The organism is Tenacibaculum sp. SDUM215027 (assembly GCF_050566205.1).
Classification (GTDB): Bacteria; Bacteroidota; Bacteroidia; order Flavobacteriales; family Flavobacteriaceae; genus Polaribacter.
Genome location: NZ_JBNXUE010000001.1, coordinates 768,122 through 780,408, shown reverse-complemented (window position 1 = coordinate 780,408; position 12,287 = coordinate 768,122). Strand labels below are relative to the sequence as shown.

The following is a 12,287-nucleotide window of genomic DNA, read 5'->3' as shown; positions in this document are numbered from 1 at the left end:
TGTTATGAAGTAAAAAGAATTTGTAACCTGATAAAAGTCATATTTCGTCTTTAAAAATTTCCTGAATTTTGCTCTAACCTTAAACCAAATAAAAAAAATGGAAACTACACAAAGACACATTATTGACGAAGAAGTACAATGGGATAAAACTAAAACCATTGTAAGTAAAACTGATATTTACGGAACTATACTATATGCTAATGATGTTTTCTCTAACACTTGCGAATACAGCACTATCGAATTAGTAGGTGAACCTCACAATATTATTCGCCACCCAGACATGCCCAAAATAGCTTTTAAAGTTTTATGGGACGCTCTTAAAAAAGGCGACAACTTTCATGCAATCGTTAAAAACCTAACAAGAACAGGTAGATATTATTGGGTTATTACTGACTTTACTATTGATAAAGATGAAGAAGGTAAAATTGTTGGATACACAGCCAGAAGGAAAGCAGTTCCTGATGGTGTTGTTAAAAAAATTAAACCTATATACAAAACGCTTTTAGATATTGAAAAGCTAAAAGGTGAAAAGGCTAGTGAGATGTATTTTCAAGCTTACTTAAAAGAAGAAGTTGGCAAAACATACAATGAGTTTGTCGTTGACTTATTTAACGAAGAACTTTCTAAAGAAGAAGCTGAAAAAGTTAAAAGCGAAGCAAACCCTTTAAAGAAAGGATTGAACTGGTTTTTCTTCGGAGAAACTAATCCAAAATAGATTACATCCTCAATAATCCTCTTAAAAACATTCTTCTAAAGGAGCGAAACATATGTTTCTCTCCTTTTTCTTTTAACATTAATTTTCTTTGTACACTCTTACTTTAAAAACAGCACTATCCTGTTATTTTTAAAGAAAAAATAACACAATACAATTATTTAAAAACTAATATTTTAGATTAAATAAAAATTACTTGTTTTTAACAACTTTTAACTCAACTAAAAACCAAATCAAAACACACTGCCGTATCAAAAACCTTATATTTGCTGATTATTTTTAAGTAAACCACCCCGAAAAACTATTAAAACAAAAGGAATGGACACAAACAATGCTCTTAGACCTTCCAAAACCATAAATGAGGAAGTAAAATGGGACAAGTCTAAAACAATTATTAGCAAAACAGATCTTGTAGGAACTATTTTATATATGAACGACACTTTCGAAGAAGCTTCGGAGTATAATAAGATAGAACTTATTGGAGAACCTCACAATGTTATTAGGCATCCTGATATGCCTAAAGTAGTCTTCAAAGTATTATGGGACAACCTAAAACAAGGGAACAATTTCCATGCTATTGTTAAAAACTTAACAAGAACAGGTAGATACTACTGGGTTATTACTGATTTTGATGTAGAAAAAGATGATAGTGGAAAAATCACTGGATATACTGGAAGAAGAAAGTCTTTACCTGAAAATGTTGTGAAAAAAATAGAACCTTTATACAAAACGCTATTAGAAATTGAAAAAGTTAAAGGTGAAAAAGCAAGTGAATTATATTTCAATTCTTTCTTACAAGAAGAGGTTAACGCCTCATATGACGAATTTGTTGTAAACCTATTTGAAGGAGAAACTGCTAATTTAAAAGAAGCAGAAAAAAAGGCTGTAGTAAAAGAAAGTGGAATGATTAAAAAAGGACTTAATTGGTTTTTCTTTGGAGAAACTAACCCTAAATAATTTATAGGATATGAGAAAAACCGCTTTAAAAGCGGTTTTTCTATTTTATAAAATCAATATTTCTTAGCAAACCTGAAAATTTAGTTCGTTTTACGGCTGATTTTTTAAACACCTTACTAAACGTTTCTTGTGTCAACTCTTGCCAATCACGTTTTGTCATTTGCAATAAACTTTCTTGCGGTGTAAACAAACTTTCTTCGTGTGGTTGTGAAAAACGATTCCAAGGGCATACATCTTGACATACGTCGCAACCAAACACCCAATCTTGCATTTCACCTTTAAACTCTGATGGAATTGCATCTTTTAATTCAATAGTTAAATACGAAATACACTTACTCCCATCAACTGTATTATTAGGTAAAATAGCTTGTGTTGGACACGCATCAATACAACGAGTACAACTACCGCAATGATCTGTTTTAAAAGGCTCGTCGTACTCTAATTCTAAATCGATAATTAATTCAGCTAAAAAGAAAAATGACCCTTGCTGCTTTTGAATTAACAACGAATGTTTTCCATTCCAACCCAATCCTGACTTTTCAGCCCAAGCACGCTCCAAAACAGGTGCTGAATCTACAAAACAACGACCAGACACTTCCCCTATTTCATCATTAATCAACTGTAATAATTCACGTAATTTATCTTTAATAATATGATGATAGTCTTGACCGTAAGCATATTTTGAAATCTTATAACTTCCTTCTTGCTGAATTTCCGAAGGAAAATAATTATAGGATAAAGAAATCACTGATTTTGCACCATCAACTAACAAACGAGGGTCTAAACGTTTATCAAAGTGATTTTCCATGTAACGCATTTCACCATGATACCCGTTTTGCAACCATTCTTCTAAACGGGATGCTTCTTCTTCTAAAAAGTCAGCTTTTGCAATACCACAACCTAAAAACCCCAAACGTTTTGCTTGCTCTTTAATAAAGGATGAATATTGCTTTCTTCTGTTCAAAATAAATAGTTTTATAAGCGCAAAATTACCAAAAGAAAAATTATAATTTTATTCACTTTCTATTTACAAATAAATGCTGAACTTTGTTCGTTAGTATTACATGACAAACTTTATTCATTATGAAAAAGATATATAAAATATTATTAGGTGTTGTAGCTTTTTTCTTCATCCTTTTGATTAGCATTCCCCTGTTATTTCAAGATAAAGTGATGAACTTAGTAAAAACGACAATTAACAACAACGTAAATGCACAAGTTGATTTTAGCGACTCTAGCCTAAGTTTACTTAGAAACTTTCCAAACGCATCTGTTCAATTATCAAACCTAACAGTTATTAACAAAGCTCCTTTTGAAGGTGATACTTTGGTGTATGCAAAAGAAGTAAACCTAGCATTGAAACTTACTGAGCTTTTCAAAGCTTCTTCTGATCAATTAAACATCAAATCTTTTTCTATAGATGATGCTTTGGTAAGTGTATTAGTTGATGAAAAAGGAAATGCCAATTACGACATTGCAAAGCCCTCAGAAACAAAAGAGAATAAAAATGAAGAACCATCAACTTTTGGTTTATCAATTAATTCGTACGCTATTAACAATGCTACGATAAAATACAATGACAAACAAGGCAAGTTAAACCTTGAGCTTACTGAATTAAATCATAGCGGAAGTGGTGACTTTTCTCAATCAAATACAGAATTAGACACCCAAACTTCAACTTTAGTTTCTTTCGGAATGGATGGAAACTCGTATGCTAAAAATCAGAAAATTGAATTGGATGCTATTTTAGGAATGGACTTAACCAATATGAAGTTTTCTTTCTTAAAAAACGAAGCCAAGTTAAACAACCTTCCATTGGTATTTGATGGTTTTGTTCAAATAAATGAGAACAATCAAGAGGTTGATATTAACTTTAAGACACCTTCGTCTGACTTTAAAAACTTCTTAGGATTAATTCCTGAAGCCTACACTAAAAGTATTGCTGGAGTAAGTACTACTGGTAATTTTAGTGTAGACGGAAAAGTAAACGGAATTATCGACGATAAACACATTCCGAAGTTAGATATTTCTATGAAGTCAAATAACGCTTCATTTAAATATCCTGATTTACCTAAAAGTGTTCAAAACATTAATATTGACGCACAAATAAAAAATACTACTGGTAAAACCGAAAATACTTTTGTTACTATTAATGGACTTTCTTTTAAGATTGATCAGGACACTTTTTCTGGAAAAGGAAATGTATACAACCTAACTACCAACCCAAAAGTAAAAGCTAGCCTAAAAGGTGTTTTAAACCTTGCTAATATTAACAAAGCTTACCCTGTAGATTTAGAAAATGAATTAAGTGGAACTTTAAAGGCAGATTTACGTACTGAATTTGATATGAACGCGATTGAAAACAATACATTAAGTCGCATTAAAAACAACGGAAAAATGGAAGTAAGCAACTTTGTTTTTTCTTCAGAAGATGTTGTAAATCCATTTCATATCAAAAATACTGAAGTTAGCTTTACTCCAGGTACCATTACCTTAAGTAAGTTTGATGCTACCTCAGGAAAAAGTGATTTAAAAGCTACAGGAACAATTAAAAACCTGTTAGGCTTTTTACTTTCTGACAAAAAACTACAAGGAAATTTTAAAGTAGATTCAAACGCTTTTTATGTGAGCGATTTTATGCAAGAAAATCCTGAATCGACCAAAAAGAAAGAGGAAACATCTAAAAAAGATACTCCAACAGAAGCTTTAAAAATCCCTGCATTTTTAGACTGTGCTGTTTCTGCTAACGCCAAAACAGTATACTACGATAACTTAACCTTACAAAATGTAAAAGGAACACTTCTTTTAAAAGATGAAAAAGCCATATTACAAAATATGAATGCTGGTATTTTTAATGGTCAAATCGCTTTAAACGGTGAGGTTAACACTCAAAAGAAGCAACCTACTTTCGATATGAAGTTAGGAATTAAGTCTTTTGATATTGCTCAATCGTTTACAGGTTTAGATTTACTACAGTCATTGAGTCCTATTGCTGGTGCTATGAGTGGTAAATTAAATTCTGATATTGATTTAACAGGAAGTTTAAATGGTGATTTTACCCCAAATCTAGCCTCTATTTCTGGTAAGGCTTTAGCTGAATTACTAACGACAAGCATTAACCCTCAAAAAACAAAAGCTTTAAGCTTATTAAACAATAAGTTATCATTCATCGATTTGTCAAAACTAGATTTATCTGACATTAAAACTTATTTATCTTTTAAAGACGGACAAGTAGTTGTAAAGCCTTTCGATTTAAAATATAAAGATATTGGTATTACTGTTGGTGGAAGCCATGGATTTGATAAAACAATGAACTATAATGTTACGTTAAATGTTCCTGCTAAATATTTAGGTAATGAAGCACAAGGATTACTTTCTAAGCTAAGCGCTAAAGACCAACAAAACATTACTGTTCCTATTACTGCAAGTATTGCAGGAAACATGACTAACCCTTCTGTAAAAACCGATTTATCTTCATCGGTTACTAAATTAAGTCAGAAATTAGTTCAGCAACAAAAAGATAAATTAGTAAACAACGCTATAGGTGGTTTATTAGGAAATAAAAAGAAAGATAGCACCAATACGACCAACAAAAAGGAAGAAACTGTTAAAAAAGTAACAGATGTTTTAGGTGGTTTATTCGGGAAAAAGAAGAAAAAGCAACAAAAGGACACTGTTAAGTAATCTTTTGTAACATTTTTTCTACTTCATAGTCTTACTTATATTAAGAGAACTTTGTAAGTTATTTAACACTTCTTAAATACACTTTACAAAGTTCTTCTTTTATGTTTGTTACCAACAACTAACTGACTATGAAAAACATAACTACATTTTTATTTTTAGTATGCTCTTCAATTACTTTTTCTCAAATTACAGGAAAGGTTACTAACACCAAAAACCTACCGGTTTCTTTTGTAAGTGTATATTTAGAAAATACTATTACAGGCACTACATCCAATACAAATGGTGACTATGAGTTAGCCTTTAACTCAAAAGGAAAGCACACGCTAATATTTCAAATGTTAGGGTATAAAACCCTAAAAAAAACTATTGAAATTAATTCTTTCCCTTTTATTTTAAATGTTACACTATCCGAAGAAGAAGTTACTTTAGATGAAGTTGTAGTTTCTTCTGAAGAGAACCCTGCTAATAAAATTATTAGAAACGCTATTGATAATAAAGCTAAAAACACCGATAAGTTTGCTGAGTATACTGCCGATTTTTACTCTCGTGGTTTGTTTAAGGTAAAAGATTTACCAAAAAAGTTTTTAGGACAAGACATTGGTGATATGGGCGGTGGATTGGATTCAACCAGAACAGGCGTCGTTTACCTTTCTGAAACGGTCTCAAAAATCGCTTTCCAAAAAAGCCCTAAAAACTTTAAAGAACACATTATAGCTTCAAAAGTTAGCGGACAAGACAACGGTATTAGTTTTAATCAAGCAGAAGAAGTAAATTTTAACTTTTATGAAAACTCTTTTGATTTGGCTGATGTTAAAGTTATTTCTCCTATTGCAAATGGTGCTTTTGGTTATTACAACTATAAACTAACGGGTGTTTTTTATGATAAAAATGGAAAACTAATTAACAAAATTCAACTTTTACCAAAACGTAAAAACGATCGGGTTTTTAGTGGATTCATCTATATAGTTGAAGATGGTTGGGCTATTTATGGTGCGGATGTTATTGTTACTGGCGCACAAATAAGCTTGCCTATTGTAGATTCACTGCATATTAAACAGAATTATAATTTCTCTACTAAAAACAAAGCTTGGGTACCCGTTACGCAAACCATAGATTTTAAAGCTGGGTTATTTGGGTTTAATTTTAACGGACGCTTTTCTGCTGCTTATTCTAACTATAATTTTAATCCTAATTTTACTGAAGACTCTTTTGGTAACGAGGTTCTTTCATTTGCTGAAAATGCTACTGAAAAGGATTCAACATATTGGAAAAAAATTCGTCCTGTAACTTTAACTTCTGAAGAAATATCGGATTACAAATTAAAAGACAGTATAAAAACCATTCGAAAATCGAAGAAATATCTAGACTCTATTGACACCAAAAATAACAAGTTTAAACCCTTAGATATTCTTTCTGGTTACACTTACCAAGACTCTTACAACAAGTGGTCGATAAGCACTTCTTCGCCTATTGAAAGCCTTAATTTTAATACGGTGCAAGGATGGAATTCTTCTTTAGGTGTTAACTTCCGAAAATCATTGAACAAAAAAGGAAAACGTTTTAGTCTTGATGCCGATGTTAATTATGGTTTTTCAGAGAAAAAAGTGCGTCCTACAGCCAACTTTAACTATCGTTGGAACAATACTACACGACCTGTTTTAACAATTTCTGGAGGAATTGCCACACCACAATTTAACCCAAAACAGCCTATTTCTAAGTTTTGGAACACAATAAGTTCTATTGGTTTTGAAAGAAACCATTTGAAAATTTATGAAAAGGCATTTGCCAAAGCATCCTTTTCTCAAGAAGTAACGAACGGAATACGTATATTTTCTTCTTTAGAATTTGCAGATAGAAAACCTTTATTTAATACAACTGATTATGTAATGTTTCCTCAAGATGATATAGATTATACTTCTAACAATCCGCAAAATCCTGCCGATTTTTCAACAGGTTTTATACCTCATCAAATGTGGACTTTTTCTTTAGGAGCGAACATTAATTTTGGACAAAAATATTTATCATATCCTGATGGAAAATACAACATCCCTAGTCGTAAGTACCCATCACTATACATTGGCTATCAAAAAAACTTCGGATCAGGAAATTCTGAGTGGAATTCAGATGTGGTTTTTTCTCAATTGTATCAACAAATAAATTTAGGCAACTGGGGAGAATTTGCTTACAAAGCGAAAGGAGGTATGTTTTTAGAGAAAAAAGACATTCCATTTATAGATTATGCTCATTTTAACGGAAATCGTTTGTTAATAGCTCCAAAAGACAACTATTTGGACAACTTTTACATGCTACCTTATTATAATTTAAGTTCTAATGATAAATACACTAAGTTCCATGGAGAATATAACTTTAAAGGAGCATTATTAAGCAAGATTCCTTTGTTAAACAAACTTAACTTTCATCTAGTTACTGGAGCAAAAGGATTATTTACAGCTGGTAACAAACCTTATTCTGAATTTGCTATTGGCTTAGATAATGTTGGTATTGGAAAATGGCGTTTTTTACGTGTAGATTTTGCTCGCTCTTACTTTAACGGAAAACATGAAAACAGAATCGTTTTCGGGATAAAATTGTAGATTTGTTATATGAAAATAAGCATTCTATTTTTCGGTATAGCCACAGACTTGATTGATAGTTCTTCAATAGAAATTGAACTACCTAACAAAAGTACTGTTGCTAGCTTTAAAGAATTTCTTTTAGCAGAATTCCCTGAGCTACAAAAAATGAGTTCGTATGCTGTAGCTATTAACGAAAGTTACGCTACAGACAATATACTCATAAAAGAAAATGATGTAATCGCAATTATTCCTCCAGTTAGCGGAGGATAATTTATTGCCTTTTGAAAAAACTAAGCTTCAGCCTTTTTTAAGTATTTACCAACGAAAAATGTACCGAAAGGTAAAATAGAAAGTAAACAAACAATTCCGAAAGTTTTACCGTTCCAGTTTAGCTCATACTTTAACATGATTGCTAACACTATATATCCTACAAATAACAATCCATGAGGCATACCCAGCATTTTTACATATTCTGGATTTCCTTGTAAGTATTTTATTGGCACTGCTATAAAAAGTAATAAAATATAAGATATTCCTTCTAATAAACTTACTAACTTAAAAAAATTAATCATTGATTTTTTACTTAAAAATTGGTTAGCAAAGATACTGAAATATTACGTCCTGCAGCTGAAACTCCCGAAGCAAATTCTTTATAATGCTCATCAAATAAATTAGACAATTGTGCTTGCAAAGCGATGTTTTTTGTGAACTGATACTTCCCATACAATCCAACAGTCATCCAACTAGGAGTTCCATAATATTTGTTAACATCTTCAGTTGCATTAGGATTCACAATTGGTGTCTGTTCATGGTTATCAATACCTTCAGTTATGTTATAATCTGAAATATCTTTTTTAGCATTAAAAACTAGATTAGCTCCTCCTTCAAGTTTATTATTAACGTAGCTTAAATCAAAACGACCAAATAACGGTGGAATAGACGACATTGGTTCGTTGGTATCATAAGTTTTACCATAGGTATAAGTAACAAACCCAGAAGTATTCCAGTTCTTATGTAGCTTTCCTTGGTAACTCACCGTAGCACCAGTAACATAAGCTGTTCCTTTATTTACATTTGCTACCATAGTTCCTTCTTCTCCATCATACTCAATAGTTGAGCTTCCATTCAACTCAAAACTCTCTCTATAAATATAATTATTCAACAAAGTATAATACACGTTAGCGCCAACTCTAAACTTTCTATTATTAAAGTATTTTTGAACTCCAATTTCAGCATTATATGCATGTTCTGGTTTTAATTCTATATTGGGTATCGTTACTTTTCCATTTTTCTCTCTTATTTTTCCTACGTCGTCAATATTTGGTGATCTAAAACCAGAAGATAACACAGTATTTAATTGCCAAGTTTTATTTGGTTTATATACGTACCCTATAGTTGCTGTTAACGATTGATTATCTAGTTTTATATCATTTTGAGGAATATCTATAAACGTTTCATCAAGCCATTTTGCTTTCAACACAGTATTGGTACCTCTAATTCCTGTGTTTAATGTTGATTTATCATTAATATCTTGACGATAATCTACATAAAAAGCTGAACTTAAATAACTGCTTCCTCCATCAGGATATCGAGATTGCACGGTAAAATCATCATCAAAACCAATAATTTTATTACCATTAACACGCAATGTTTTTCCATAAGAATTTGATGCTACATCATTGTAAGTAACTTCTACTCCATACCCTAAATTCCTTCTTTTAGCTAAGGGTATTGTAAAATCTCCATTCAAACTAAAAACATCTACACTTTCATTTCTGTAAGACCTATCTAAGCTTCCATACTTTCGTTGTATACGACTTTCTTTTATATTTTGATATGCTAAGGTAATAGTTCCATTATCCATCCACTTTTTCTTAGGGTTGATAATTAACTGCGGAGAAATCAACAAACGTTCTTGAGGTCCGTAATACCATTCAGCAAATTTTAAACTTCCATTTTTCAACTCAGTTAACTTATCAAAACGCGGGATGTTTGAAGAAGTTGAATACTGTAAGTTCAGTTTAAAATCAGTGTTTTTTGAAAAAGGAATATAAAACTTTTGTAGTACGTCTGTTTGACTGTAGCCTGTATTTCTTTGTAAATCCTGATTAGAATTAGCAACTGGTGTGTCATTGTAAAAAGTATTCGTGTTGTTAGAGTAAAAAGGAACTTTTCCCCAATCATCAAAGTCATGAGAACGCCTTTCTCCCATTTTTAAATCTCCAAAATTGCTATGGGCTACACTTGTAAAAGATGCCCATTTTTTAAACCTCAGTTCGGCAGAAACTACATTTGTTATTTCATTATTTGCTGAACTATATCGTAAAAATGTATTTCCTTTAATTTCACTTCCTTTTTCTGATAACTTAGGAGTTTTGGTATAATAGTGAATAACCCCACCTAATGCATCAGAACCGTAAATTACTGATGACGGACCAAAAACAACTTCTGTTCTATCTAATAAATTTGGAGCTACTGTAATTGAGTTTTGTAAGTGTCCTTTTCTATAAATTGCATTATTCATACGAACACCGTCAACCACCAAAAGCACTCGGTTACTTTCCATTCCCCGCAAAACAGGACTTCCTCCTCCAAACTGTGATTTCTGAACTTTAATCCCTGGTACGCTTGCTAATAAATCCGCTGAAGTTTGTGGTGATAGTTTTTCTATTTCTTTTGAAGAAACCACTGCTATTTGTTCTGCTATTCGATTGGTTTTTTCTCTATTTTTAAAAACTGAAACAACTACCTCATCTAACTGCTCTGAGTTTTTTGATAAATAAACGTAGTATTTATTACTTTTTATTACTGATTTTTTTTCTTGATACTGTGCATATGATACATGTGCAAACGTAAGCAACTCATTATCTCTGAAGTCAGAAACATCTACTTTCCCTGATTCATCACTTACTGCCGATGTTCCTTTACTTTTATTAAAAACTGCAACAGCCTCTACAGCTTTACCTGTTTCAGCATCAATAATAGTAATAGTTTGAGAAAAAATTGTGGTAATAAATAATAAAAAAAGTATGGTAATTCTTTGTTTCATGTTAACTAAATACGGTTTCTAAAACATCTAATGATTTAGGTTCTCTAAATCCCTCCAAATGTAATTCATAATATTGAACTATAATTCGAAGAATAATTTGTCTTTCTTTTTTTGAATAAGAAATTGAATTTATTGCATCAAAATTTATGCCTAACAGGCTTTTAAACAACATTATCTCTTTTCCTGAAAGCGTTAATTTTTCATATTCAGTATTGGTAAACCTCCCTTCTAATAAATTGAATGCAACTTTATCAATATTGGTTGTATCTGGATAGAAGCCAAGATACCTAGATAAATTCAATAAAAACAATATATGAAAGTTTGCTACTTCATCATGTGTGTCTAACCAAATTAAAGAAGTTTCAATATAACTATACAAAGGGTTATTTCCTTCTTCCTCTTGAAGAATATGTGATAATACTTCTGATAAAAAAAGCACAATAGTTTGTTTAACTACGGAAGTATGAATAGTTTCATACGGGTGAATTACTTGTACTTCTTTAATAGAATGCAATGAGCTTTTATTGCTATGGTTTGCGGTAAGGTTTAGTTGTGTTAGTGGCTGAAAATGTGCTGGCTTTAATTTTCCTTTTTTTGATTTTAACACTCCTTTTATCATGTACGATTTTACTCCTTCTTGTAAAGTAAAACATTTTACAATTAAACTGGTATCACCATATTTAAGAGAGCTTAAAACAATGGATTTTGTAGTAATTACAGCCATTTAATTATGTTTAATTGTTAAAATCATTAACCAAAGATATTCAATAATATCAACAAAAATAGTACATTCGTATAAATTTGATTCCCTTTTGTATGGCTATAGAAATAGAGCGAAAGTTTTTAGTTAAATCCACAGATTTTAAGAAAAAAGCTTTTCAAAAAAACTACATAAAACAAGGTTTTTTAAATTCAGATAAAGAGCGTGTAGTACGAGTTCGAATTAAAGACAACACTGGTTTTTTAACTATCAAAGGAGCTTCTAACACTAACGGTACTACTCGTTTTGAATGGGAAAAAGAAATTGACAAAAAGGAAGCTGATGCTCTTTTTAATTTATGTGAAAAAGGGATTATTGAAAAGTATCGATATTTGGTAAAGATTGATAATCATACTTTTGAAGTGGATGATTTTTTGGGAGAAAACAACGGTTTATTAATTGCCGAAGTAGAACTAGAAAACGAAAACGAACACTTTACAAAACCTGAGTGGCTAGGTGAGGAAGTTACCGGAATTGCCAAATACTACAATTCTAACTTAAGCAAGTTCCCTTATAATAAATGGTAAAAAAACTGCTTGAAAATATTTC

Annotated in this window: 10 protein-coding genes; 6 read left to right on the top strand and 4 right to left on the bottom strand. The window is 31.3% G+C overall.

Annotation, left to right across the window (positions count from 1 at the left end; genetic code table 11):
- The first annotated feature begins 97 nt into the window (after positions 1 to 97).
- The gene (locus ACQYZ7_RS03605) at positions 98 to 715 is read left to right on the top strand and encodes a PAS domain-containing protein (protein WP_430728416.1); all 618 of its coding nucleotides are present in this window, start codon (positions 98 to 100) and stop codon (positions 713 to 715) included.
- 315 nt (positions 716 to 1,030) lie between these two features.
- The gene (locus ACQYZ7_RS03600; RefSeq protein ID WP_430728415.1) at positions 1,031 to 1,669 is read left to right on the top strand and encodes a PAS domain-containing protein; all 639 of its coding nucleotides are present in this window, start codon (positions 1,031 to 1,033) and stop codon (positions 1,667 to 1,669) included.
- Between the two features lie 40 nt (positions 1,670 to 1,709).
- Here the strand turns inward: ACQYZ7_RS03600 and queG are convergent, their stop codons facing one another.
- Positions 1,710 to 2,633 carry a tRNA epoxyqueuosine(34) reductase QueG gene (gene queG / locus ACQYZ7_RS03595; RefSeq protein WP_430728414.1) on the bottom strand — a complete coding sequence of 308 codons (924 nt, stop codon included), beginning with the start codon at positions 2,631 to 2,633 and terminating at the stop codon, positions 1,710 to 1,712.
- A gap of 119 nt (positions 2,634 to 2,752) precedes the next feature.
- Between queG and ACQYZ7_RS03590 the strand changes: the two genes are divergently transcribed.
- From ACQYZ7_RS03590 to moaD, 3 genes are all read left to right on the top strand, one after another.
- A complete protein-coding gene (locus ACQYZ7_RS03590; protein WP_430728413.1) occupies positions 2,753 to 5,353 on the top strand; it encodes an AsmA-like C-terminal region-containing protein in 2,601 nt (866 codons plus the stop codon).
- A 128-nt stretch (positions 5,354 to 5,481) separates the two neighbouring features.
- The gene (locus ACQYZ7_RS03585) at positions 5,482 to 7,947 is read left to right on the top strand and encodes a DUF5686 and carboxypeptidase regulatory-like domain-containing protein (RefSeq protein WP_430728412.1); all 2,466 of its coding nucleotides are present in this window, start codon (positions 5,482 to 5,484) and stop codon (positions 7,945 to 7,947) included.
- 9 nt (positions 7,948 to 7,956) lie between these two features.
- Complete coding sequence (gene moaD / locus ACQYZ7_RS03580; RefSeq protein WP_430728411.1) at positions 7,957 to 8,199, top strand: molybdopterin converting factor subunit 1; 243 nt, start codon at positions 7,957 to 7,959, stop codon at positions 8,197 to 8,199.
- Positions 8,200 to 8,219: 20 nt separating this feature from the next.
- Here moaD and ACQYZ7_RS03575 read toward each other — a convergent pair whose 3' ends face one another.
- From ACQYZ7_RS03575 to recO, 3 genes are read right to left on the bottom strand one after another with little or no spacing between them, the layout of a single operon-like run.
- On the bottom strand, positions 8,220 to 8,501 hold the full coding sequence (locus ACQYZ7_RS03575; RefSeq protein WP_099214785.1) for a DUF3817 domain-containing protein: 282 nt from the start codon (positions 8,499 to 8,501) through the stop codon (positions 8,220 to 8,222).
- An 11-nt stretch (positions 8,502 to 8,512) separates the two neighbouring features.
- Positions 8,513 to 10,978, bottom strand: a complete 2,466-nt coding sequence (locus ACQYZ7_RS03570; RefSeq protein ID WP_430728410.1) for a TonB-dependent receptor — start codon at positions 10,976 to 10,978, stop codon at positions 8,513 to 8,515.
- Between the two features lies 1 nt (position 10,979).
- A complete protein-coding gene (gene recO / locus ACQYZ7_RS03565; RefSeq protein ID WP_430728409.1) occupies positions 10,980 to 11,702 on the bottom strand; it encodes a DNA repair protein RecO in 723 nt (240 codons plus the stop codon).
- 92 nt (positions 11,703 to 11,794) lie between these two features.
- Between recO and ACQYZ7_RS03560 the strand changes: the two genes are divergently transcribed.
- Positions 11,795 to 12,265 carry a CYTH domain-containing protein gene (locus tag ACQYZ7_RS03560; protein WP_430728408.1) on the top strand — a complete coding sequence of 157 codons (471 nt, stop codon included), beginning with the start codon at positions 11,795 to 11,797 and terminating at the stop codon, positions 12,263 to 12,265.
- Positions 12,266 to 12,287: the final 22 nt, after the last annotated feature.

Coding starts and splice junctions, on each gene's coding strand:
- ACQYZ7_RS03605 (WP_430728416.1), top strand. CDS start 98: ATGGAAACTACACAAAGACACATTATTGACGAAGAAGTACAATGGGAT.
- ACQYZ7_RS03600 (WP_430728415.1), top strand. CDS start 1,031: ATGGACACAAACAATGCTCTTAGACCTTCCAAAACCATAAATGAGGAA.
- ACQYZ7_RS03590 (WP_430728413.1), top strand. CDS start 2,753: ATGAAAAAGATATATAAAATATTATTAGGTGTTGTAGCTTTTTTCTTC.
- ACQYZ7_RS03585 (WP_430728412.1), top strand. CDS start 5,482: ATGAAAAACATAACTACATTTTTATTTTTAGTATGCTCTTCAATTACT.
- moaD (WP_430728411.1), top strand. CDS start 7,957: ATGAAAATAAGCATTCTATTTTTCGGTATAGCCACAGACTTGATTGAT.
- ACQYZ7_RS03575 (WP_099214785.1), bottom strand. CDS start 8,501: ATGATTAATTTTTTTAAGTTAGTAAGTTTATTAGAAGGAATATCTTAT.
- ACQYZ7_RS03570 (WP_430728410.1), bottom strand. CDS start 10,978: ATGAAACAAAGAATTACCATACTTTTTTTATTATTTATTACCACAATT.
- recO (WP_430728409.1), bottom strand. CDS start 11,702: ATGGCTGTAATTACTACAAAATCCATTGTTTTAAGCTCTCTTAAATAT.
- ACQYZ7_RS03560 (WP_430728408.1), top strand. CDS start 11,795: ATGGCTATAGAAATAGAGCGAAAGTTTTTAGTTAAATCCACAGATTTT.